The following is a 26996-nucleotide window of genomic DNA, read 5'->3' on the forward strand; positions in this document are numbered from 1 at the left end:
TCACGAGGTGTCGATGTGATGCGCTTCCCCCTGGATTCGGACGCTGATCGTGTCGCCGTCATCGGAATGGCGGGCAGGTTGCCGAAAGCCCCGGATCCGGAGGCGTTCTGGCGACTGCTGTGCGACGGGGCCGACGCGATCACCGCGCCGCCCGCGGGCCGGCAGGGCGTACGGCACGGCGGCTACCTGGACCGGGTGGACGGCTTCGACGCGGCGTTCTTCGGTGTGTCCCCCCGTGAGGCCGCCGGCATGGACCCGCAGCAGCGGCTCATGCTCGAACTCGCCTGGGAGGCCCTGGAGGACGCCCGGATCGTGCCGAGCACGCTGACGGGCGGTCCGACGGGGGTGTTCGTCGGCTCGATGTGGGAGGACTACACGTCCCTGGCCTACCCCGGTCACATCACGCCGCACACGCTGACCGGCACCAACCGGGGCGTCATCGCCAACCGCGTCTCGCACTTCCTCGGTGTGCGCGGACCGAGCATGACGGTCGACACAGCCCAGTCGTCGGCGCTGGTCGCGGTGCATCTGGCGGTCGAGAGCCTGCGCCGCGGCGAGTCGGCGCTCGCCCTGGCCGGCGGGGTGAACCTCAACCTGACCGCCGCCCGCGAGGAGGGAGCGGCGGAGTTCGGCGGCCTGTCCCCGGACGACCGCTGCTTCACCTTCGACGCCCGGGCCAACGGCTTCGTCCGCGGCGAGGGCGGCGCCTTCCTCGTCCTGAAACCGCTGGACCGGGCCCTGGCCGACGGGGACCGCGTCTACGGTGTCATCCGGGGCAGCGCGGTCAACAACGACGGCGCCACACAGAGCCTGACCGTGCCCAGCGCGCAGGCCCAGGAACAGGTCATCCGCGAGGCACTGGCCCGCGCCGGCGTGCGTCCCGCGGATGTGCAGTACGTGGAGCTGCACGGCACCGGCACCGCTGTCGGCGACCCCATCGAGGCCGCCGCCCTCGCGGCGGCCTACCGCGACCCGGCCGAGTCCGGCGACGCCGACAGCGCCCTGCGGGTCGGATCCGCCAAGACGAACGTCGGCCACCTGGAAGGCGCCGCGGGCATCGTCGGTCTGCTCAAGGCTGTCCTCAGCGTGTACCACCGCGCACTGCCGCCGAGCCTGAACCACGAAACCCCCAACCCCGGCATCCCTCTCGACGCACTGGCGCTGCGGGTCCAGACCGCTCCGACCCCCTGGCCGCGGCCGGACGCGCCCCTGCTCGCCGGCGTGTCGTCGTTCGGCATGGGCGGCACCAACGCGCACGTGATCGTCGAGCAGGCGCCCGATGCGGCCGCGCCGCCGGCCCGGCGGCCCGCCCCTGAGGTCCGGCCGGCGCCGTGGATCGTGACGGCGCGGACCAAGCAGGCGCTACGGGCGCAGATCGAGCGCCTGCGCGAACACGTGCGCAGCCACCCGGACCTGACCGGCGCCGAGGTCGCGCACGCGCTGGCCACCACCAGAACCCGGTTCGCGCACCGCGCGGTCCTGCTCGACTCCGTCCAGGTCGCCGCCGGGCGGGCCGGCACCCCGGGCCGTACCGTCTTCGTGTTCCCCGGCCAGGGCGCGCAGTGGGTCGGCATGGGCCGGGAGCTGTACGCCGCGTACCCCGCCTTCCGGGCCGCCATGGACGAGTGCGCCCAGGCCCTGGCCCCGTACACCGACTGGTCCCTGGCCGATGTCCTGGACGGCGCCCCGCTCGACCGCGTTGACGTCGTGCAGCCCGCCCTGTTCGCGGTGATGGTGTCCCTGGCCGCACTGTGGCGCTCCTTCGGTGTCGAGCCCGACGCGGTGGTCGGGCACTCGCAGGGCGAGATCGCCGCGGCGTACGTCGCGGGCGCGCTGTCGCTGTCCGACGCGGCCCGGATCGTGGCACTGCGCAGCCGCGCGCTGGTGGCGCTGACCGGCCGGGGCGGCATGGTGTCCGTGGCCCTGTCCGCCGAGCGGGCCGAGGACTACGTGTCGCGCTGGGGCGGCGCGCTGACGGTCGCCGTGGTCAACGCCACCGGCTCGGTCGTGGTGTCCGGCGACACGCAGGCCCTGTCCGAACTGGTCGAGTCCTGCGCGGCGGACGGTGTCCGCGCACGCGTCGTCCCGGTGGACTACGCCTCCCATTCCGCGCACGTCGAGGCGATCCGCGAGCGGCTGCACACCGAACTGGACGGTGTGCGGCCGCGGCAGGGCACCATCCCGTACTACTCCGCGGTCACCGGCGGCCTCCTCGACGACACCACGCAGCTCGACGCCGGCTACTGGTACCGCAACGTGCGCGAGCCGGTCCGCTTCGACCTGGCCACCGCCGCACTGCTGGCGGACGGGCACGACGTCGTGGTCGAGGTCAGCCCGCACCCGGTGCTGCTGCCCGCCCTCGAACAGATCCTGGAACAGGCCCGCGAGCGGACCGGCGCGCCCGGCGTCGCCACCGGCACGCTGGGCCGTGACCGGGGCGGGCCGGACGTCTTCCTGACCGCGCTGTCCCGGCTGTTCGTGGCCGGCGTGCCGGTCGACTGGTCCCCGGCCGTCGCCGAGGCCGCGCCGGTCGACCTGCCCACGTACGCCTTCCAACGTCGTTCGTACTGGCTGCCCGAAGCGACGGCCGGGCAGAGCGGACGGACCCCGGCCGGCCCGGGGACGCACGCGGCGGAGACCGCCGCGCCCGGCCGGCCGGACGGCGGCCCGGAGACCCGCGACACCGGGGCGGGCGGCACGGACACGGGCGACCCCGAGTCGGGCGACACGGTCGACGCGGCCGCCGTGGTCACCGCGCAGATCGCGCTCGTGCTGGGCCACGAGAACCCCGCGGACATCGATCCCGCGCTCACCTTCAAGGACCTCGGCTTCGACTCGGTCACCGGGCTCGAACTGCGCAACCGCCTGGCGGGCGTCCTGGATCGGCAACTTCCCTCCGGTCTCGTCTTCGACCACCCGACGCCCGCGGAGCTGATCGACTGGCTGCGCACGGGCCCCGGCGACCGGCCGGCCCCCGCCACCTCCGCTGCCCCGGCCGCCCACGACGACCCGGTCGTCATCGTGGGGATGGGCTGCCGCTTCCCCGGCGGGGTGGCTTCGCCGGACGACCTGTGGCGGCTCGTCGCGGAGGGCGTGGACGCGATCGGCGACTTCCCGGACGACCGCGGCTGGGACCTGGGCGGCCTGTACGACCCGGAACTGCGCGGCGCGGGCACCACGTACACCACCCGGGGCGGGTTCCTGGAGGCGGTGGCCGGCTTCGACGCTCCGTTCTTCGGCATCTCGCCCCGCGAGGCGCTCGCCATGGACCCGCAGCAGCGGCTCGTGCTGGAGACGGCCTGGGAGACGTTCGAGCACGCCGGGATCGACCCGGCCTCGCTGCGCGGCGGCCACACCGGCGTGTTCACCGGCGTCTGGTCGTCCGGCTACGCGACCGGGCCGGGCCTGCCGGAGGACCTGGAGGGCTACCTGTTCACCGGCGTCGCGACCAGCGTCACGTCCGGCCGGGTCGCCTACCACCTCGGGCTGCGCGGTCCGGCGCTGTCCGTGGACACCGCCTGCTCGTCGTCCCTGGTCGCCGTCCACCTGGCCGCCCAGGCCCTGCGCGCGGGCGAGTGCTCGCTGGCGCTCGCCGGCGGTGTCACGGTCATGGCGACACCGCTGGGCTTCACCGAGTTCTCCCGCCATCACGGCCTCGCGGCGGACGGCCGCAGCAAGCCCTTCGCCGCCGCGGCCGACGGCACCAGCTGGGCCGAGGGCGCCGGCCTGCTGCTGCTGGAACGTCTGTCGGACGCCCGCCGCAACGGTCACCGGGTGCTGGCGGTCGTCGCGGGAAGCGCGGTCAACCAGGACGGCGCGTCCAACGGCCTGACCGCGCCCAACGGCCCCTCCCAGGAACGCGTCATCCGTCAGGCCCTCGCCAATGCCGGGTTGGAGCCGTCCGAGGTGGACGCGGTGGAAGCCCACGGCACCGGCACCACTCTGGGCGATCCCATCGAGGCCCACGCCCTGCTGGCCGCCTACGGTCAGGACCGGGACGAGCCGTTGTGGCTGGGGTCGGTGAAGTCGAACATCGGCCACACCCAGGCCGCCGCCGGCGTGGCCGGTGTGATCAAGATGGTCATGGCGATGCGGCACGGCGAACTGCCGCGAACCCTCCACGTGGACGCCCCCTCCCCGCACGTCGACTGGGCCTCCGGCGGCGTCCGGCTGCTCACCGAGGCCCGGCCGTGGCCGGAGCACGAGCACCTGCGCCGCGCCGGCATCTCGGCCTTCGGCATCAGCGGCACCAACGCCCACCTGATCATCGAGCAGTCCTCCGACCCGGACCCCGGCCACCTTCCCGAACCCGCCGGCCGGGCCGCCCCCACCGCCTGGCTGCTGTCCGCGAAGACCGACGCCGCGCTGCGCGCCCAGGCCGAGCGGCTGCACGCGTACGCGACCGCCCACCCCGACGTCCCGGCCGCCGCGATCAGCCGCGCACTGGCCGCCCGCACCCGGTTCGAGTACCGGGCCGCGGTGGTCGGCGCCGACCGGGACGACCTGCTGTCCGGCCTGGCCGCGCTCCCGCCGGGACTGCCGGGCCTGCCGGCCCGTACCGGCGGGACCGTGTTCGTCTTCCCCGGACAGGGGGCGCAGTGGGCGGGCATGGGCCGTGACCTGTACGAGCAGTCCGAGGTCTTCCGCGCCGGCATCGACGCCTGCGCCGCCGCCCTGGCCCCGTACACCGACTGGTCGCTGGTCGACGAACTGCGCCACGGCTCGCTGGACCGCGTCGACGTGGTGCAGCCGGCCCTGTTCGCCGTCATGGTGGCGCTGGCCGACCTGTGGCGGTCCTACGGCGTGCAGCCGGACGCCGTGGTCGGCCACTCCCAGGCGGAGATCGCCGCCGCGTACGTCGCCGGCGCGCTGTCGCTGCGGGACGCCGCCAAGGTCGTGGCGTTACGGTCCAGGGCACTGGCCGTCATCGCCGACCGGGGCGGCATGGTGTCCCTCGCGCTGTCCGTCGAACAGGCTGCCGGCTACCTGGCCCGTTGGGGCGAGCGGCTGACCACCGCCGTGGTGAACGGACCCGCGGCGGTCGTGGTGTCCGGCGGCCCCGACGTGCTGGACGAACTGCTGGCCGCCTGCGAGGCCGACGGCATCCGCGCCCGCCGCCTGCCCGTCAACTACGCCGCCCACTCCGCGCAGGTCGAGGCGATCCGCGAGCAGCTGCTCACCGAACTGGCCGGCATCACGCCCCACTCGGCGGCGATCCCGTTCTACTCCACGGTCACCGGCGAGCCGGTCGATACCTCCGCCCTCGACGCCGGCTACTGGTACCGCAACCTCCGCGAACCCGTACGGTTCGACCTGGCCACCGCCCGGCTCACCGCCGACGGCCACGACCTGTTCCTGGAGGTCGGCCCGCACCCGGTGCTGGTGCCCGCGCTGGATGTCGCCGCCACCGGAACACTGCGCCGCGATCACGGCGGGCTCACCGAGTTCCTCGCCGCGGCGGGACGCCTCTACGCCGCCGGAGCCGACGTCGACTGGACCCCGGTCCTGCCCCGCACCGCACCCGGGGCGGACCTGCCCACGTACGCCTTCCAGCGCGAGCCCTACTGGGTGACCGCGACCCCGCCGGTGCCCCGTGACGACTGGCGGTACGAGGTGGCGTGGGCGCCGACGAGCGGTACCGCGGTCCCGGTGGACCCGGATCGCTGGCTCGTCCTGGCCACGACCGGGCACCCGTGGGCCGAGGCCCTGCGCGAACGGGGCTTCGCGGTGGCCGACACCTGGGACGTGGCCGACACCGGGGACGCCCGGCCCGGGCCGGACGGTGTGCTGTCGCTGCTGGCGCTGGACGAGGAGCCGCACCCCGACCACCCGGTGCTCCCGGCGGGCCTGGTCCGCACCCTGGATCTGGTCCGCACCCTGGACCCGGCGCGCAGCCTGGACCCGGTGAGGACGGCGGCCGTCCCGCTGTGGTGCGCGACCAGCGGCGCCGTGAGCACCTCGGGCACCGACCCGGTCACCAGCCCGGCCCAGGCCCTGGCGTGGGGTACCGGCGCGTCCGCGGCGCTGGAGTTCCCGCACGGCTGGGGCGGCCTGGTCGACCTTCCCGCCGTGCCCGACGAGGAGAGCGTGAACGCGCTGCTCGTCGTGCTCGCCGGCACGGGCGAGGACCAGGTGGCGATCCGCGGCACCCGGCGCTTCGCCAAGCGGCTGCGCCGCAGGGCCTCGTCGGGCCCGGCCGCGCGGTCCTGGCGGCCGCGGGGCACGGTGCTGGTCACCGGCGGCACCGGCGCGCTCGGCGGACACGTGGCCCGCCGCCTCGCGCGGCAGGGCGCGGAGCACATCGTGCTGGCCGCCCGCCGCGGCCCCGACGCACCCGGCGCAGCCGGCCTGCGCGACGAACTGGAGGCAGCCGGGGCGCGGGTGACCGTGGCGGCGTGCGACGTGGCCGACCGGGACGCCCTGCGGGACCTCGTCGAGCGCGTCGGCGACATCCGCGCGGTCTTCCACACCGCCGGCGTGATCAGGGCGACCAGGCTGGCCGACACGACACCGGCGGAGTTCGCCGAGGTCGTCATGGCCAAGGTCGCCGGGGCGGCGAACCTGGCGGAACTCCTGCCGGACCTCGACGCCTTCGTCCTGTTCTCCTCCACCGCGGGCGTGTGGGGCGACGGCCACGGCGCGGCCTACGCCGCCGGCAACGCCTTCCTCGACGCCCTGGCCGCACAGCACCGCGCCCAGGGCCGCGCCACGACCTCCGTCGCGTGGGGCATCTGGGCCGAAGGCGGCATGGCGGCCCTGGAGCCCGTGCAGCGCCAGCGCACCCTGCTCGGCCTCGGCGAACTGGACCCGGGCCGCGCACTCGACGCGCTGCAGGACGTCCTCGACCACGACGAGGCCCTCGCGGTCGTCACCGAGGCCGACTGGGCACAGTTCGCCCGCGCCTACACCCACGCGCGGCCGAGCCGGCTGCTGCGGGACCTGCCCGAGGCCCACAGCCGGCCGCAGGCTCCCCGACCCGTGCCCCCCGCTGGCGGCACCGACCTGCTGGAGCTGGTCACCACCCACGTCGCCGGGGTGCTGGGACACGCCACCCCCGAGCGGCTCGACCCCCGGCAGGCGTTCAAGGACCTGGGTTTCGACTCACTGACCGCGGTGGAACTGCGCAACCGCCTGACCGCCGCGCTCGGGGTGAAACTGCCCGCCACCCTCGTCTTCGACCACCCCACCCCGGCACGGCTGGCCGCCCACCTGTCCGGCGAGTCCGGCGAGCAGGACGCGCCGCAGGCCCCGGCCCCGGCCGCGACGGACGAGCCGATCGCGGTCATCGGCATGGGCTGCCGCTACCCCGGAGGCGTCGGCACCCCCGAGGACCTGTGGCGGCTGGTCGCGGACGGCGTGGACGCGGTCGGCGACTTCCCGGCCGACCGGGGATGGGACATCGACCGCCTGTACGACCCGACGGGAAGCCGTCCCCGCACGTCGAGCACGTCCCAGGGCGGCTTCCTCGACGCCGCTGGCGACTTCGACGCGGCGTTCTTCGGGATATCGCCCCGCGAGGCGCTCGCCATGGACCCGCAGCAGCGCATCCTGCTGGAGACCGCGTGGGAGACCATCGAGTACGCCGGTATCGACCCGACCACGCTGGAGGGCACACCCACCGGCGTGTTCACCGGCATGTGGTCCACCGGCTACGCCGCCGGGCCGGTCCCCGACGACCTGGAGGGCTACCAGGTCACCGGCACCGCGTCGAGCGTGGGGTCCGGCCGGCTGGCGTACCAGCTGGGCCTGCTCGGCCCGGCACTGTCCCTGGACACCGGCTGCTCGTCGTCCCTGGTGGCCCTGCACCTGGCCGCTCAGGCGCTGCGCTCGGGAGAGTGCTCCTTGGCGCTGGTCGGCGGCGTCACCGTCAACGCGGCACCCACGCTGTTCACCGGGATGTCCCGGCAGGGGGCGAGCGCGCCCGACGGCCGCAGCAAGTCCTTCGCCGCCGCGGCCGACGGGGCGGGCTGGGCCGAGGGCGCGGGCCTGTTGCTGCTGGAACGCCTGTCCGACGCCCGCCGCAACGGCCACGAGGTGCTGGCGGTCGTCCGGGGCTCTGCCACCAACCAGGACGGCGCCTCCAACGGCCTGACCGCGCCGAACGGCCCCTCCCAGGAGCGGGTGATCCGTCAGGCCCTCGCCAACGCGGGGCTGTCGGCGGCGGACGTGGACGCGGTGGAGGCCCACGGCACCGGCACCACCCTCGGCGACCCCATCGAGGCCCAGGCGCTGCTGGCCACCTACGGTCGGGACCGGGGCGAGCCGCTGTGGCTGGGCTCGGTGAAGTCCAATATCGGCCACACCCAGGCCGCCGCCGGCGTGGCCGGCCTGATCAAGATGATCATGGCGATGCGGCACGGCGAACTGCCGCGGACCCTCCACGTGGACGCGCCCACCCCGCACGTCGACTGGGCCTCCGGCGCGGTCCGCCTGCTCACCGAACCGGTCGCCTGGCCCGGGACCGGGCGGCCACGGCGGGCCGCCGTCTCCGCCTTCGGCATCAGCGGCACCAACGCCCACGTCATTATCGAGCAGAGCATCCTCGAACAGCCCGCCGAGGCCGACTCCGCCGCACCCTCCCCCCGGGGCCGCGCGGACGACCAGGTCCTCTGGCCGCTGTCGGCCAGGTCCGAGGCGGCGTTGCGGGAGCAGGCGCGTCGGCTGGGCGCCTTCACCGCCGTGCATCCCGAGGTGGGCCCGGCGGCGGTCGGGGGCGCTCTGGCCGCCCGCGCCGTGTTCGAGCACCGGGCCGTGGTGGTGGGCACCGCCGCGGCCCTGGAGGCCCTGGCGGAGGGCGGCACGGCGCCGGGGCTGGTCACCGGGACCGCCCGTCCGTTGGGTCGGTCGGTGTTCGTGTTCCCGGGGCAGGGTGCGCAGTGGGTCGGTATGGGTGGGGAGCTGTACGGCTCGGAGCCGGTGTTCCGGGAGGCGATCGATGCGTGTGACGCGGCGTTGGCGCCGTACACGGACTGGTCGTTGGTGGAGGTGTTGACCGGCGGTGGTTCGCTGGAGCGGGTGGATGTGGTGCAGCCCGCCCTGTTCGCGGTGATGGTGGCGCTGGCGGAGTTGTGGCGTGCCCATGGTGTGGAGCCTGATGCGGTCGTCGGGCATTCGCAGGGGGAGATCGCGGCGGCGTACGCGGTGGGGGCGTTGTCGTTGGAGGACGCGGCCAAGGCGGTCGCGCTGCGCAGCAAGGCTCTGGTCGCCCTGGCCGGACACGGCGGCATGGTCTCGGTCGCGCTGTCCGCGGACGTCGCCGCCGGCTACCTGAGCCCCTGGGGCGACCGGATCACCGTCGCGGTGGTCAACTCCGCCTCGACCGTCGTCGTGTCCGGCGAACCCGGGGCCCTGGACGAACTGCTGGCAGCCTGCACCAGGGACGGCATACGCGCCCGCGCCATCCCCGTCGACTACGCGGCGCACTCGGCGCAGGTCGAGGCGATCCGCGAGCAGCTCCTGACCGACCTCGCGGACATCCGGCCCCGGCCGGCGGCGATTCCGTTCTATTCCACGGTCACCGGCGAGCCGGTCGACACCTCCGCCCTCGACGCCGACTACTGGTACCGCAACCTCCGCGAACCCGTACGGTTCGACCTGGCCACCGCCCGGCTCACCGCCGACGGCCACGAGGTGTTCGTGGAAGTCAGCCCGCACCCGGTGCTGGTGCAGGACCTGGACGGCGTGGCGACCGGCACCCTGCGCCGCGACCACGGCGCCATCGGGGAATTCCACACCGCCCTGGCCCGCCTCCACGTCCAGGGCGTCGCCGTGACCTGGCCGCACGACCGCCCGCACGGCGTCAGGCTGCCGCACTACGCCTTCCAGCGCAGCACCTACTGGCTCACCCCCGCGGCCGGCGACCACGGCACCGGGCACCCGCTGGCGGGCACCACGGTCGAACTGCCCGACGGGGGCACCGTGCACAGCGGCCGCGTCTCCACCCGCACCCACCCCTGGCTGGCCGACCACGCCGTCGACGGTACGGTCCTGCTGCCCGGCACCGCCTTCCTCGAACTCGCCACCCCGGCCGGCAGGACCCTTGACGACCTCGTCCTGCACCTGCCCCTCGCGCTCTCGGACACACCCACGGACATCCAGGTCTCGGTCGGCGCCCCGGACGACGCCGGCCGCAGCCCGGTCACCGTGCACTCCAAGGGCGGCGACGGCTGGGTCCGCCACGCGTCCGGAACCCTCGGCGGCCAGGTGACGGCCGGTCGCCTCGACTGGCCGCCCGCGAGGAACGCCGAACCCGTGGACCCCGAAGGGTTCTACGCCTTCCTCGCCGGACTCGGATACCAGTACGGACCCGCGTTCCGGGGCGTGCGGGAGTTGTGGCAGGGCGAGGACGAACTGTACGCCGAGGTGTCCGTCCCCGACGGCGCCCGCTTCGGCATCCACCCCGCGCTCCTCGACGCCGCACTCCAGCCGCTGATCCTGCTCAGCCCCGACACCCGGGTCCGGCTGCCGTTCTCCTTCTCCGGCGTCGCCGTGCACACCACCGGTGTGTCGTCCGCCCGGGTCCACCTGGCCCGCACGGGCACCGACACCTACCGCGCGACACTGACCGACCTGTCCGGCAACCCGGTCGCGGACATCACCGCGCTGACCGTCCGTCCGGCCGCCGAGGCCCGGGCCACGGTGCTGCACACCCAGTGGGTGCCCCACACCGCGGGCCCACCGACCGAGGTGGTGCCGAGCCCGGTACTCGCCGCGGAAGCCGACGCGGACTCCGTGCACGCCCTCGTCCAGCGGGCCCGCGCGCTCGTCCAGGACTTCCTGGCCGAGCAGCCGGAACGGGCGGCCGCACGCCTGGCCGTCCTGACCCGCGGCGTGGCCGGCGCGGCCGTACGCGGCCTGGTCCGCAGCGCCGCCGCCGAGCACCCCGGCCGGTTCGTCCTGGTCGACATGGGCGACGCGTCCGAGGAGGACGCGGTCCGGGCCGCCATGACAGCCGGCGACGAACCCGAACTGGCCCTGCGCCAGGAAGGCGTCCTCGTGCCGCGGCAGGCCAGGTACGCGCCGGAACCGGCCGCCCCCGACGGCGCGTACCGGCTGAGCGAGTCCGGCACCGGGCAACTGGACGACCTGGCCCTGCTGTCCTGGCAGGAGGCCGCGCTGGAACCCGGACAGGTACGGGTCGCCGTACGCGCGGCCGGCCTGAACTTCCGCGACGTGCTCATCACCCTCGGCATGTACCCGGACCGGCCCCCGTTGGGCGGCGAAGGGGCCGGCACCGTCATCGAGGTCGGCCCCGGCGTCACGGCCTGGCGGCCCGGCGACCGCGTCACGGGAATGATGCCCGGCGCCTTCGGGCCGCGCGCGGTCGCCGACCACCGGCTCCTGACGGCGATCCCCGACGGCTGGAGCTTCACCGAGGCGGCGTCGGTGCCCATCGCGTTCACCACCGCCTGGTACGGGCTGTTCGACCTCGGCGAACTGCGCCCCGGCGACCGGGTCCTGGTCCACTCCGGCGCGGGCGGTGTGGGCATGGCCGCCATCCAGTTGGCCCTGAACAGCGGCGCGGAGGTCTTCGCCACCGCGAGCCCCGCCAAGTGGGACACCCTGCGGCGCCTCGGACTGGCGGACGACCACATCGGTTCGTCCCGCGACACCCGGTTCGCCGACCGGTTCCCGGCCATGGACGTCGTCCTCAACTCGCTCGCGGGAGAACTCACCGACGCCTCCCTGCGGCTGCTCGCCGACGGCGGACGGTTCGTCGAGCTGGGCAGGACGGACGTCCGCTCACCCGAGGGCCTGATCTACCGGGCCTTCGACCTCAACGACGTCGACCCCGCGCGGCAGGGCGACATCCTCTCCAGGGTCGTGGCGATGGTCGCCGACGGGACACTGGAGCCGCTGCCGGTCACCGCCGCGGACCTCCGCCAGGCCGTCTCCTCCTTCCGGCTGATGAGCCAGGCCCGCCACATCGGCAAGATCGTCCTCACCGTCCCCCGGCCGATCGACCCCGACGGCACCGTGCTGATCACCGGCGGCACCGGCACCCTCGGCCAGGCCGTCGCCCGGCACCTGGTGTCCCGCTACGGGGTACGGCACCTGCTGCTCGTCAGCCGCGGCGGCGGCGCGGTGCCGCACCTGGAGCCGCAAGGGGACGTCGCCGTGCGGGTCGTGGCCTGTGACGTCGCGGACCGGGAGGCGCTGGCGGCCGTACTGGACTCGATCCCGGCCGAGCATCCGCTCACCGCCGTCGTCCACGCGGCCGGCGTCCTCGACGACACCGTCATGGAACGGCTGACCGCAGAGCAGCTCGACCGGGTGCTGCGTCCCAAGGTCGACGGCGCCTGGCACCTGCACGAGCTGACCCGCGAGCACCACCTCGCCGCCTTCGTGCTGTTCTCCGCGGCCGCGGGTGTACTCGGCAACGCCGGCCAGGCCGGCTACGCGGCCGCGAACTCCTACCTCGACGCGTTCGCCGCACACCGGCAGACCCTCGGACTGCCCGCCGTGTCGATGGCCTGGGGCTACTGGGCGGAGGCCAGCGGCATGACCGCCCACCTCACCGCGGCCGACCGCCAACGCCTCGCCCGCAAGGGCATCCGCCCCATCGGCACCGAACGCGCCCTGGCCATGTTCGACACCGCTCTGGCTGCCGGACGTCCCGCGCTGACCACGGCCGACCTCTCGATGCCGCAGACCCTGCCGACGCCGAAGGCCCCCGCGTCGGACCTGCTGTCCCTGGTCGCCGCCCACACCGCCACCGTCCTCGGCCACTCCGACGCCGCCGCGATCGCCCCCGGACTCGCCTTCCGCGACCTCGGCTTCGATTCCCTGACCTCCGTGGAACTGCGCAACCGCCTCGCCGGCGCCACCGGCCTGCGGCTGCCCGCGACCCTCGTCTTCGACCACCCCACCCCTGCCGACCTCGCGGACCACCTCACGGCCGAACTCTCCGGTGCGGCAAAGGGTGTGGTGTCGGTGGTGCCGGCCGGGGTTCCGGTGTCGGCTGATCCGGTGGTGATCGTGGGCATGGGGTGCCGGTTGCCGGGTGGAGTGGGATCGCCGGAGGAGTTGTGGGGCCTGGTGTCGGGTGGGGTGGACGCGATCGGGGGGTTTCCGGGCGATCGGGGGTGGGACGTCGAGGGGTTGTTCCATCCGGACGCGGATCATCCCGGGACGTCGTATACGCGGTCGGGTGGTTTCCTCGCGGACGCGGCGGGGTTCGATGCCGATTTCTTCGGGATCTCGCCGCGTGAGGCGTTGGCGATGGATCCGCAGCAGCGGGTGCTGCTGGAGACCGCGTGGGAGACGTTCGAGGACGCGGGGATCGATCCGACGTCGTTGCGGGGCAGCCGGACGGGCGTGTTCACCGGCATCTGGTCCTCCGGCTACGTCGGCAGCCCCGACCAGGCACCGCCCGACACCGAGGGCTACCTCGCCACCGGCATCTCGCCGAGCATCACCTCCGGCCGGGTCTCGTACCTGCTGGGCCTCCAGGGCCAGGCCGTGTCCGTCGACTCCGCCTGCTCCTCGTCACTGATGGCGATCCACCTCGCCGCGCAGGCACTGCGCTCGGGGGAGTGCACACTCGCCCTGGCCGGAGGGGTGACCGTGAGCGTGACCCCTCTGCAGTTCACGGAGTTCTCCCGCCAGCGCGCCCTGGCCCCTGACGGCCGGTGCAAGCCCTTCTCGTCGACGGCCGACGGTACGGCGTGGGGTGAGGGTGCGGGGTTGGTGCTGCTGGAGCGGTTGTCGGACGCCCGTCGCAACGGTCACCGGGTGCTGGCGGTGGTGCGGGGTTCGGCGGTCAATCAGGACGGGGCGTCCAACGGGCTGACCGCGCCCAACGGTCCCTCCCAGGAGCGGGTGATCCGCCAGGCGTTGGCGAACGCCGGGTTGGAGCCGTCCGAGGTGGATGCGGTGGAGGCGCACGGTACGGGGACGACGCTCGGCGATCCCATCGAGGCTCAGGCACTCCTGGCGACCTACGGTCAGGGGCGGGACGAGCCGTTGTGGCTGGGGTCGGTGAAGTCGAACATCGGCCACACCCAGGCGGCGGCCGGTGTGGCCGGTGTGATCAAGATGGTCATGGCGATGCGGCACGCCGAACTGCCGCCGACGCTGCACGTCCAGGAGCCCACGCCGCATGTCGAGTGGGACACCGGTGACATCCGGCTGCTGACCGAGGCCCGGCCGTGGCCGGAGACGGTGCGTCCCCGCCGCGCGGGCATCTCGGCCTTCGGGGCCAGCGGCACCAACGCCCACGTCGTCATCGAACAGTTCCCGGAAGAAACCCCCGAACAACCCGCCGCGGACGACTCCGCGGAGCCCACCGTGTGGCTGCTGTCCGGCAAGACGGACGACGCCCTCCGCGCCCAGGCCCGACGGCTCGCGGACCACCTCACCGCCCACCCCGGACTCCGGTCGGCCGCGATCGGCCGGGCCCTCGCCACCACCCGCACCATGCTCTCCCACCGGGCGGCCCTGGTGGGCAGTACCCGGACCGACCTCATGGCGGAACTGGCCGCCCTCGCCGACGGAGACCCCCGCGTCATCACGGGTGTGGCCGGTTCGCCGGGTCGGTCGGTGTTCGTGTTTCCGGGGCAGGGTGCGCAGTGGGTGGGGATGGGTGGGGAGCTGTACGGCTCGGAGCCGGTGTTCCGGAAGGCGATCGATGCGTGTGACGCGGCGTTGGCGCCGTACACCGACTGGTCGTTGATCGAGGTGCTGGTCGGTGGTGGCTCGCTGGAGCGGGTGGATGTGGTGCAGCCCGCTCTGTTCGCGGTGATGGTGGCGCTGGCGGAGTTGTGGCGTGCCCATGGTGTGGAGCCTGATGCGGTGGTCGGGCATTCGCAGGGGGAGATCGCGGCGGCGTGCGTGGCGGGGGCGCTGTCGCTGGAGGACGCGGCCAAGGTGGTCGCCCTGCGCAGCAAGGCCCTGGTCGCCCTGGCCGGACACGGCGGCATGGTTTCCATAGGCCTCGGGCATGAGCGGGCCGCCGAGTTCCTGGCCCGCTGGGACAACCGGCTGACCGTGGCGGTGGTCAACTCGGCGGACAGCGTGGTGGTGTCGGGCGATCCGGACGCGCTGGACGAACTGCTGGCGGCCTGTGAGGCCGACGGCATCCGCGCCCGCCGCCTGCCCGTCGACTACGCCGCCCACTCCGTCCAGGTCGAGGCGATCCGCGAGCAACTGCTCACCGACCTCGCCGGCATCACGCCCCACCCGGCGGTGATCCCGTTCTGCTCCACGGTCACCGGCGAGCCGGTCGACACCTCCGCCCTCGACGCCGACTACTGGTACCGCAACCTCCGCGAACCCGTACGCTTCGACCTCGCCGTCGAGGCCCTGACGCAGGACCGGCACGGCGTGTTCGTGGAGGTCAGCCCGCACCCCGTACTGGTGCCGGTGATGGACGGTGTTGTGACCGGCACGCTGCGCCGCGGCAGCGGCAGGCAGGAATTCCACCTCGCCCTGGCGCGCCTGCACACGCAAGGCGTGGCCGTCGACTGGACGCCAGTCCTTCCCGGCGAGCCCCACCACGTCCCGCTGCCGACGTACGCCTTCCAGCACCGGCCGTACTGGTTGAACCCCGCCGCCCCGAAGGGTGACGTGTCGGCGGCGGGACTGGACTCGGCCGGGCACTCGCTGCTCGGGGCCGTCGTCGAACTGGCCGGGGACCGGAGCGTCCTGCTCACGGGGCGGCTCTCGGCGGCTACCAGCCCATGGCTGGCCGACCACGTCGTCCTGGGCTCCGTGCTGCTGCCCGGCACCGTGTTCGTCGAACTCGTCCTGCACGCCGGACGGCAGACCGGCTGCGACGTCCTGGACGAACTGGTGCTGGAAGCCCCCATGATCCTGCCGGACGACGGTTCCGTGCCGGTCCAGGTCGTCGTCGGCGCACCGGACGGGACGGGTCGACGCCCCGTCACCGTGCACTCCCGGACGGGCGGCACCTGGCTGCGGCACGCCACCGGCATGCTGGCGACCGGCGGCCGCCCCCACCCGTACGACACCGGCGAGCCCTGGCAGCCGGCCGGTGAGCCCGTCGACCTGACCGACTTCTACGACACCCTCGCCGCCCAGGGCTACGAGTACGGGCCGGTGTTCGCGGGCGTACGCGAGATCCGGCGGCAGGGCGACGAGCTCTTTGCCGAGGTGGCGCTGCCCGCCGACACCCGCGACCGCTTCGGTCTCCACCCCGCGCTGCTCGACGCCGCGCTCCAGCCGCTGACCCTGCTGGCGGCCGGCCGCCTGCCGTTCTCCTTCGCCGGGGTGTCGATGCGGAAAGCCGGCTCCACGGCCCGGGTCCGCCTCACACCCACCGGCACCGACACCTTCCGGGTCGCGCTCGCCGACGAATCCGGGCCGCTGGCGGTGATCGACGCGCTGACCGTGCGCCACCGGCCGCCGGGCATGGCGGTCGCCGGGACCGACCAGCTCTTCCGCCTCGACTGGGTGCCCGTCGAGACCACCGGCGAACCCCCGGCCGTCCACCACGTCACGCCCCCGGCGGGAGACCCCGTGGCGGCCGCGCACACCGTCGCCGCCGAGACGCTGGGCGTGCTCCAGGACTTCCTGCGCGACGGGGACGGCCGGCTGGCCGTCGTGACCCGCGGGGCGGTCGGGCCGGACCCCGTCGACCTGCCGTCCAGCGTCGTCTGGGGCCTGGTCCGCGCGGCCCAGGCGGAACACCCCGACCGGTTCGTGCTCGTCGACACCGACGACCGCGTCCTCGTCGCGGGGGACGAACCGCAGCTCGTCGTCCGCGACGGCGCCGCCCACGCCGCCCGCCTGGTACGGGCCGAAGCGGCCGCGGCACCCGGCCCGCTCGACCCGAACGGCACCGTGCTGATCACCGGAGGCACCGGAACACTGGGCCGCCTCGTCGCCCGGCACCTGCGCGAGCGGCACGGCATCCGGCACCTGCTCCTGCTCGGCAGGACCGCGGCGGAGGTGGACTTCGACGCCGAGGTGGTGGCCTGCGACGTGGCCGACCGGGACGCGCTGGCGGCCGTACTGGACTCGATCCCGGCCGCGCACCCGCTGACCGCGGTCGTCCACGCCGCCGGTGTGCTCGACGACGGCGTCGTCGAATCCCTCACGCCCGGCCGGATCGACCAGGTGCTGCGGCCCAAGGCCGACGCCGCCTGGCACCTGCACGAGCTGACGAAAGACCTCGGCCTGAGCGCATTCGTGCTCTTCTCGTCCGCCGCCGGTGTGCTGGGCGGCCCGGGCCAGGCGAACTATGCCGCCGCGAATGCCTTCCTGGACGCCCTCGCCGTGCACCGGCGTGCTCTGGGCCTGCCGGCCGTGTCGCTGGCCTGGGGACAATGGGCCGAGGCCAGCGGGCTGACCGAACACCTCACCGACACCGACCGCAAGCGCCTCGCCCGCGCCGGCGTGCTGCCGATGCCCACGGACCAGGCGCTGGCACTGTTCGACCTGGCCCTGGGCGCCGCCGATCCCGCGCTGGTCCCCGCACACCTCGATCTGTCGGCGGCGGCCGGCCGCCCCCTGCTCAGCCGCCTCACCCGTACCCGGCCCGCCCGGCGTACGGACCGGCCGGGCCTGGGCAGGGAACTGGCGGCCCTGCCCGAGACCGAGCAGCACAGCCGTGTCCTGGAACTGGTCACCGGCCAGACAGCCGCGGTCCTCGGCCACACCGACACCGCGGCGGTCAGCGCCGAGCGGGCCTTCAAGGACCTGGGCTTCGATTCGCTCACCGCGGTGGAACTGCGCAACCGCCTGTCCGCGGTCGCCGGGGTACGGCTGCCCGCGACGATGGTCTTCGACCACCCGACCCCCGACGCGCTGGCCGGCCACCTGCGGGACCTCCTGGTCGGCGCCCGGCGCCGGGCCCCTGCCTCACCCGTGCCGGTCGGGGTTCCGGTGTCGGACGACCCCGTCGTGGTCGTGGGGTTGGGGGCCCGGTACCCAGGTGGGGTGGGCTCGGCCCAGGAGCTGTGGCGTCTGGTGTCGGGTGGGGTGGACGCCGTGGGGGACTTCCCGTCGGACCGTGGGTGGGATGTGGGTCGTATCTACGACCCGGCCGGTGGTCCGGGGAGGTCGTACACGCGGTGGGGCGGCTTCCTCGACGCCGCCGGCGACTTCGATGCCGGGTTCTTCGGGATCTCGCCGCGTGAGGCGTTGGCGATGGATCCGCAGCAGCGGGTGTTGCTGGAGACGGTGTGGGAGACCTTCGAGGACGCGGGGATCGATCCGACGTCGTTGCGGGGCAGCCGGACGGGCGTGTTCACCGGCATCTGGTCCTCGGGCTATGGCGCCGGGGCACAGCCGCCCGACCTGGAGGGCTACCTCTCGACGGGCACGGCGACGAGTGTGACCTCCGGGCGGGTGTCGTACCTGCTGGGGCTGGAGGGTCCGGCGGTGTCGGTGGACACGGCGTGCTCGTCGTCGCTGGTGGCGATCCACCTGGCGGCGCAGGCGCTGCGCTCGGGGGAGTGCTCACTGGCCCTGGCCGGTGGTGTGACGGTCATGGCGACACCCGCCGCCTTCATCGACTTCTCCCGCCAGCGGGGGCTTGCGGCCGATGGGCGGGTGAAGGCGTTCGCCGAGGCCGCTGACGGTACGGCGTGGGGTGAGGGCGCCGGCTTGGTGCTGCTGGAACGCCTGTCCGACGCCCGTCGTAACGGTCACCGGGTGCTGGCGGTCGTCGCGGGAAGCGCGGTGAATCAGGACGGGGCGTCGAACGGGTTGACCGCGCCGAACGGTCCGTCGCAGGAACGCGTCATCCGCCAGGCGTTGGCGAATGCCGGGTTGGAGCCGTCCGAGGTGGACGCGGTGGAGGCGCACGGCACCGGTACCACTCTCGGCGACCCCATTGAGGCGCAGGCGCTGCTGGCGACCTATGGCCGGGACCGGGGGGAGCCGTTGTGGCTGGGGTCGGTGAAGTCGAACATCGGCCACACCCAGGCGGCGGCCGGTGTGGCGGGTGTGATCAAAATGGTGATGGCGATGCGGCACGGGCAGTTGCCGCCGACGCTGCATGTCGACGCGCCGACCTCCCACGTCGACTGGTCGGCGGGCCAGGTCTCACTGCTCACCGAGGCCCGGCCGTGGCCGGAGACGGGGCGTCCCCGCCGTGCCGGCGTGTCGGCATTCGGCATCAGCGGTACGAACGCGCACGTGATCCTGGAGGCACCGGCACCGGACCCGGCCGAGGAGACGTCGCCCGAGTCCCCTGCCGCTTCCGCGCCCGCGCCCGCAGCCGTGGTGCCAGTGCCGTGGCTGCTGTCGGCCAAGTCCGAGCAGGCGCTCCGGGCCCAGGCCCGCAGGCTGCAGGCGTACGCGGCCAAGGCCTCCGACGCGGACGGAATCGGCGCCGCGCTCGCCGCGCGGACCCGGTTCGCCCACCGGGCCATGGTGACCGGACCGGAGGCACTGGCGGCCCTGGTGCGCGGGGAGGCGCATCCCGGGCTGGTGACCGGCGAGGCCCGCGACTCGGGCCGGTCGGCGTTCGTGTTCTCCGGTCAGGGTGGTCAGTGGGTGGGGATGGGGCGGGGTCTGTATCGCGAGTTCCCGGTGTTCGCGCGGGTGTTGGACGAGGTGTGCGGGTTGCTGGGGTTGCCGGTGGGGGCGCTGTTCGAGGACGAGGAAGGCGTACTCGGGGAGACGGAGTTCACCCAGGGCGGGGTGTTCGCGCTGGAAGTGGCGCTGTTCCGGTTGGTGGAGTGGCTGGGTGTGCGGCCGGACTTCGTGGTGGGGCACTCGGTCGGTGAGGTGGCGGCGGCCCATGTGGCGGGGATCTTGGGCCTGGAGGACGCGTGTGTGCTGGTGGGCGCGCGTGGCCGGCTGATGCAGGCGTTGCCCGGTGGTGGGGCGATGGTGTCGCTCCGGGCGTCGGCGGAGGAGGTGCTGGGGTCGCTGGTGCCGGGGGCCGAGGTGGCCGCGGTCAACGCGCCGGACGCGGTGGTGGTGTCGGGCGACGAGGCTGCGGTCGAGGTGGTCGCTGAGGTGTGGCGTGGCCGTGGGCGCCGGGTGCGGCGGTTGGAGGTCGGTCGCGCGTTCCATTCGGCGCGGATGGATCCAGTGCTGGAGGAAGTGGGCGAGGTGGCGGCGGGTCTGTCGTTCGGTGAGCCGGTGATCCCGGTGGTTTCGACGGTGGCCGGGCGTCCGGTGGAGATGGGGGAGCCGGGGTACTGGGTGCGGCAGGTGCGGGAGCCGGTCCGGTTCGCGGACGCCCTGGAGTGGTTGGCGGGTCAGGGTGTCACGGGGTTCGTGGAGGTGGGTCCGCATCCGTTGCTGGTGGGGAACGGGTTGATGCGCCGTGGTGCTGATTCTCCGGAGCGGTTGTTCGCGGGGCTGGGGCGGTTGTGGGCGGACGGCGCGGTGCGCTGGACGCCACCCGCGACCGCGACCACGACCACGACGGCGGGGACGTCGGACGTGCGGGTGCCTTCGTACGCTTTCCAGCACCAGCACTACTGGCTCCGGCCCACCACCCCGTCGGAGGGCCTCGACACGCCCGACCACCCGCTGCTGCGGTCCCTGGTGAAGCTCCCCGACGGGCAGGGCGTGGTGCTGACCGGGAGGCTCTCCGCGTCCGCCCACCCATGGCTGGCCGAGCACACCGTGCTCGGTTCGACGCTGCTGCCCGCGATGGCGTTCGTGGACATGGCCGTCCACGCCGGCGAGCACACGGCCAGCCCCGTACTGTCCGAGCTGGTCCTGGAGACGCCGCTCGTGCTGTCCGAGCGCGACGGTGTGCACGTGCAGGTCACCGTGGGCGCGCCCGACGACACCGGACGCCGGCCCGTCACCGTCCACTCCCGCACCGCCGCCGAGCCCGACGAGTGGACCCGCCACGCGACCGGCGTGCTCAGTCCGCCGGCGGACCGGGCGACACGGGCCGACCGGACGGCCGTGCCCGGGGCGGACGACAGCGAGGCCGCGCCGATCGACATCGGCTCGCTCTACGACCGGCTCGCCGAAGCCGGCTACGACTACGGGCCGACCTTCCAGGGGCTCACCGGCATCCGGCGGCACGGCGAGGACCTGCACGCCGAGGTGAGCTTCCCGGCGGACGCCGCTCAGCTCACCGGTTACCGGGTCCACCCCGCGCTCCTGGACGCCGCCATACAGCCGCTGACCCTGCTCGCCGGCCTCGCGGCCGAGGACGGCGGCGCCGGCGGCAGCCCGGCGCGGCTGCCCTTCTCGTTCTCCGGTGTGTCGGTCACCGGGTCGGCCGCGACGGTCCGCGTGGTGCTGCACCCGACCGGGCCGGACACCTGCGCGGTGCGGATCACCGACACCGCCGGGACGCCGGTCGTGAGCATCGACGAGATCGTCCTGCGGCCCGTCGAAGCGGCGGGTCACGGGGCCGGGCGCCGGCCGAACACGCTGTTCGCCGTTGACTGGATCCCGATGGCGGCACCGGACGGCCCGGACACGGAGACGGTCCTCCACGAGGTCGTCGGCGAGGGCGAGCCGGTCGCGGCCGCCCACGCGGTGACCCGGGAACTGCTCGGCAGGGTCCGGGAGTTCCTGGCCACCGACACGCCGGACCGGCTCGTGGTCCTCACCGGCGACGACCTGGCCTCGGCCGCCGCCCGCGGCTTCCTGCGCAGCGTGCACAGCGAGAACCCCGGGCGGATCCTGACCGTCCGGCACGACGGCACGGCCGCCTCACGACGGGCGATCCCCGCCGCGGTGCGCGCCGCCGTGAGCGACGGTGAGCCCGAGATCCGGTTGCGCGACGGAACCGCCCTCGTGCCGAGGCTGGTGAGGGCCGCCCCGACCGGGCCGGCCGGGCCCCTGGACGGTGCGCCCCTGGACGGCACCGTGCTGATCACCGGCGGCACCGGCACCCTCGGCGTCCTGGTCGCCCGGCACCTGGTCGCGCGGCACGGCGCCCCGCACGTGGTGCTCGCCGGCCGCCGTGGCGTCGAGCCGCCCGGGCTCCGGCAGGAGCTGGGCGCCGCCCTCACCGTGGTCGCCTGCGACGCCGGTGACCGCGGGGCACTGAGGGATCTCGTCGCCTCGATCCCCGACCTGCGGGTCGTCGTGCACGCCGCCGGGGTCGTGGACGACGCCGTGGTGGGATCGATGACACCGGAGCAGATCGACACGGCACTGCGCCCGAAATCCGATGCCGCGTGGCACCTGCACGAGGCCACCGAGCACCTGGACCTGCGGGCGTTCGTGCTGTTCTCCTCGGCGTCCGGGGTGTTCGGCGCCCCCGGGCAGGCCAACTACGCCGCCGCGAACGCGTTCCTCGACGCGCTCGCCGAGCACCGGCACGCGCGCGGTCTGCCGACCACCTCCCTGGCCTGGGGCCAGTGGGCCGAGTCCAGCGGCATCACCGGGAACCTGACCGAGGCCGACCACCGCCGGCTGGCGAGGACCGGGATGCTGCCGCTGGCCACCGAGCAGGCCCTCGACCTGTTCGACACCGCCCTGTCCGGCGAACGCCCGGCGCTGGTGCCGGTCCGCCTCGACCTCGCGGCGATCGAAACCCCGCCCGCGCTGCTGCGCGGGCTCGTCCGGCCGCGGCGCGCGCCGGCCCCGGCGGCCGGCCCCGGCGGCCTGCGGGCCAGGCTCGAAGCCCTGCCCGAGGCCGAGCAGCGCGCCCTGCTGCTCGACCTGGTCGTCACGCACAGCGCGAGCATCCTCGGGATGGCCCCCGGCGGGATCGACGACCCGCGTCAGCTGTTCCGCGACCACGGCGTCGACTCGCTGACCGCCATCGAGCTGCGCAACCAGCTCAACGCGGCCACCGGGCTCCAGCTCCCGGCGACCCTCGTCTTCGACTTCCCGACGCCCGAACAGCTCGTCAACCACCTCTACGGGCAGCTGTGCTCGCCGGAGAACCGGGTCGCCGGGCCGATGGAGCGCCTGCTGCGCAAGGCCGTCGACGTCGGCCGCGCGCAGGACGGCCTCGACCTGCTGGCCACGGCGTCCCGGCTGAGCCCGGCCACCGACGCGCCCAAGGCCGAGGCGGTCGCCCTCGCGGCCGGTTTCCTCCAGCCGTCGCTGGTCTGCCTGCCGTCCGCGCTGGCGTCCAGCGGCATCGAGGAGTACGGGCGGTTCGCCGCGGCGCTGGAGGCCGTCCGCGACGTCACGGCGGTCACCCTGCCGGGCTTCGCCGGCGACCCGCTGCCCGTGGACGCCGACGTCCTGGTCCAGGCACTCGCCGAGGCCGCGTCGGCCGTCGCCGCGCCGGTGCTGGTCGGCCGTTCGGTGGGCGCGTGGCTGGCGCTGGCGACCGCCGGGGAACTGGAGCGGCGGGGGGCCCGGCCCAGCGCCGTGGTGCTCATCGACGGCTACCCCGACGACCTGCCGGGTGTGCTCACCGGCATGCTCGACGCCGGCCACCAGGTCCAGCCGGTCGACGACGACCGGCTGGTGGCCATGGGCCGTTACCTCGATCTGGCCGGCCCCCCGGAGCCCGTCACCGCGCCGGTGCTGCTGGTGGGTACCGGGAAGCGCTCGTGGCCCCGGCTGTCCACCACCGTCCAGGAAGTGCTCACCGTCTCGGGCGACCACTTCACCGTACTGGAGGAGCACTCCGCGGCCACGGCGCTGGCCATCAGCACATGGCTCCTCGACTTCAGCGGATACGGGGCCGGGTTGTCCGCACTCAGGGGAAAGGACTACGCATGATCTGGGACAACGTCTACATCGGCGGAACGGGGCGATATCTGCCGCCCCGCACGCCCGCGACGCAGGCCGTGCCGGACACCACGACCATGCGGCGGCTGCTCGCGCTGTCGGACTTCGTGTCGTTCACCCGCTCCGACGACGTCACCGAGCACGCGATGGCCGTGCACGCGGCGATCGGAGCCCTGCGCGAGTCCGGCCTCAGCGGCGCCGACATCTCCATGGCCGCCTACGCCCAGATGGACCACCAGGACCACATGGCGTCCTCCTGCCACCTGCAGCGCGTCCTCGGCCTCGGCCACGCCCTCGTCTACGAGGTCGAGGCGACCAGCAACGGCGGCTCGGCCGCGCTGCAGTCCGCCGCCGCGCACCTGGTGGCCGACCCGGCCGCGACCGCGACCCTGGTCACGGCCACCGCCCGGTTCCTGCCGCCGCGGTGGGAACGCTGGCAGCCCACCATCGGGATCTTCCTGGCCGACGGTGCGGTCGCGGCCGTGCTCAACCGCGAGGGCGGCCGGGCGCGGCTGGTGGCGACCGCCAACAGCTCCGCGACCCAGATGGAGGTCCTCGCCACCCCGACGATCCCGGACCCCGAGGGCCACCGCAACCGTACGCCGATCGAGGTCACCGGCCTGGCCCCGTATCTGACGCTGATGAGCGGGGCACTGGTCACCGCGGTCGAGCAGGCCGCCAAGGAGGCCGGCGTCGGCGTCGCCGACATCACCAGGTTCGTCGTCACCGGTCTGGGCCTGGCCCAACTGGAGGTCGTCGTGCTGGAGCCGCTCGGCATCGACCTGGGCCGCACCACCTGGCCGATGCTGCGCGAGCTCGGCCACGTCGGGCCGTGCGACCAACTGCTCGGCATCGACCACCTGCTGCACGACGAGACCCTCAACCCCGGCGACACCATCATGTCGATCGGCCTCGGCATGGGCTCGCGGTTCACCGCGACCCTGCTGGAGGTCACCGAGCCGCCCAAGCCCCGTACGACCACCACCTTCACCGAGCCGGTGCGCGCGCAGGCCCCGCCCGCCGACGCGTACGTCATCGACCCCTCGGGCGGCGACATCTTCGGCGAGGCCGCCGCCTTGCGCGAGCGCGGCCCGGCCACGCCCGTCGAACTGCCCGGTGGCGTGTCGGCCTGGGCCGTCACCGGGCACGACCTGGCGAAGAAGCTGCTGCTCGACCCGAAGGTCTCCAAGGACGCGAACAAGCACTGGCCCATGTGGCGCGACGGCGACATCCCGCCGGACTGGCCGCTGATCATGTGGGTCGCGATGCAGAACATGTTCACCGCCCACGGGGCCGACCACACCAGGCTGCGCAGCCTGGTGGCCAAGGCGTTCACCCCGCGCCGCATCGAAGGGATGCGGCCGCGCATCGAGGAGGTCACGGCCGGCCTGATCGCCGACCTGGCCACGGTGCCGCCGGGGCAGCCGGTCGACCTGCGCGCACGGTTCGCGTTCCCGCTGCCGATCCAGGTCATCACCGAACTGTTCGGGCTGACCGCGCAGACGGGCGCGGACCTGCGGCGGCTGGTGGACGCGGTGTTCAGCCTCGACGCGGACCCGGCGGGCGTGCAGGCCGCCTCCGGCGAGCTGTACATGCTGCTCAAGGAGCTCGTCGCCGCCAAACGGCGCGACCCCGGCGACGACATGACCAGCGACCTGATCGTCGCGCAGGAGGCGGACGGCACACGACTGTCCGAGCGGGAACTGCTGGACACCCTGCTGCTGACCATCTCCGCCGGCTTCGAGACGACGGTCAACCTGCTCGACCACGCCGTCCACGCGCTGGCCACGCACCCGTCCCAGCTCGCCCTGGTCCGGTCCGGGACCAGCACGTGGGAGGACGTGGTGGACGAGACCCTGCGCTGGCAGGCGCCGGTGCCGAACCTGCCGCTGCGGTACGCCGTGGAGGACATCTCCGCGGACGGCGTGCGGATCCGCAAGGGCGAGGCGATCCTGCTGTCCTACGGCGCGGCCGGCCGCGACCCGGCGCAGCACGGGGCCGACGCGGAGGACTTCTCCGTCACCCGGCAGTCGCGGGCCGACCACCTCACCTTCGGGCACGGCGTGCACTACTGCCTCGGCAGCCCCCTGGCGAAGCTGGAGGCGACGACGGCGCTGTCCGCGCTGTTCTCCCGGTTCCCCCGGCTGCGGCTGGCCGTCCCGTCGTCCGAACTCGAGCCGCTGGGTTCCTTCTTCACCAACGGGCACAAGACTCTGCCGGTCATCCTGGGGGAGAGCTGATGGCCCATTTCGCCTTCGTGAGCGCGCCCGCGTCCGGGCATGTGAACCCGACCCTGCCGCTGGTCGAGGAGCTGGTCCGGCGCGGTCACCGGGTCAGCTACGCCACGGGACCGGCCACCATGGACGCCGCCTTCGCCGCCGGGGCGTCGCCGGTGACCCTGCCCTCGCAGCTGCCGCCCGACATGGCGGCGCGGGGCGAGTTCACGGCGGAACAGCTCGCCGTGACGATGGAGTACTACCTCGACGACGCGCGTGCCTCCTTCCCCGTCCTGGCCGGGCACTTCTCGGCCGACCCGCCGGACGCGGTGTGCTACGACTCGGTGACCTTCACCGGGAGGATGCTGGCGAACCTGCTCCAGGTGCGGGAGGTCTCCCTGGTACCGACCTTCGCGGAGAACGAGTCCTTCTCGGCGGCGCAGGTGTACTTACCGGCCGACTTCGACCACACCAACCCCCGGCTGGTGGCCGCGATTCAGGACATGGGGAAGTTCGCGCAGGGCCACACCTTCCTCGAGGACCCGAACCTGATGTTCGGCCACGTGGCCCCGACGAGCCTGGTGTTCATCCCCCGCGAGTTCCAGATGTCGGGGGACACCTTCGACGAGCGCTTCCACTTCGTGGGGCCGTCGCTGAGCAGCCGGCAGACCGCTGAGGAGTGGAGCCCCCGGTCGCAGGCCCCGGTGCTGCTGATATCGCTGGGAACCGTCTTCAACGACCGGCCCGAGTTCTACCGGACCTGCATCGAGGCGTTCGGGGACAGCGACTGGCAGGTGGTCATGGCGGTGGGCGGGCTGGACCAGGAGTCGCTGGGCCCGATCCCGGCGAACGTCGAAGTGCACGCGCACGTGCCGCAGGTGGCGGTGCTGCGACACACCGAGGTGTTCCTGAGTCACGCCGGGATGAACTCGGCGATGGAGTCTCTCTACCACGGGGTGCCCTTCGTGGCGGTGCCGCAGATCCCGGAACAGCGGGCGATCGCCCGGCGGGCGGAGGAGCTGCGGGTCGGCAGGACGCTCGCCGAGCCGACCGTGCAGGGCCTGCGCGACGCCGTCCAGGACGTCCGGTCCTGCCGCCCCGGGGCGGCGGCCCTGAGCCGGATCGTGCGCGGGGCGGGCGGCGCGTCAAAGGGGGCGGACGTCCTGGAGAAGCTGCTGACGCGGTAGCGGC

The 26996-nt window shown here is 74.1% G+C and carries 3 protein-coding genes; all 3 read left to right on the forward strand.

Going from position 1 to position 26996, the window contains the following annotated elements:
• The first annotated feature begins 18 nt into the window (after positions 1-18).
• From ACFWJ4_RS06150 to ACFWJ4_RS06160, 3 genes are read left to right on the forward strand one after another with little or no spacing between them, the layout of a single operon-like run.
• Positions 19-23580 (forward strand): SDR family NAD(P)-dependent oxidoreductase, encoded by a 23562-nt coding sequence (locus ACFWJ4_RS06150; RefSeq protein WP_380539776.1) that lies wholly within the window; start codon positions 19-21, stop codon positions 23578-23580.
• Complete coding sequence (locus ACFWJ4_RS06155; protein ID WP_380539779.1) at positions 23577-25829, forward strand: cytochrome P450; 2253 nt, start codon at positions 23577-23579, stop codon at positions 25827-25829. The genes ACFWJ4_RS06150 and ACFWJ4_RS06155 overlap by 4 nt, the downstream gene beginning before the upstream one ends.
• Entirely contained in the window at positions 25829-26992 is a 1164-nt protein-coding gene (locus ACFWJ4_RS06160; RefSeq protein ID WP_380539782.1) for a macrolide family glycosyltransferase, read from the forward strand. Before ACFWJ4_RS06155 ends, ACFWJ4_RS06160 begins: the two co-directional genes overlap by 1 nt.
• Positions 26993-26996 lie beyond the last annotated feature (4 nt).

The organism is Kitasatospora sp. NPDC127067 (genome assembly GCF_042724755.1).
Lineage (GTDB): Bacteria > Actinomycetota > Actinomycetes > Streptomycetales > Streptomycetaceae > Kitasatospora > Kitasatospora lactacystinica.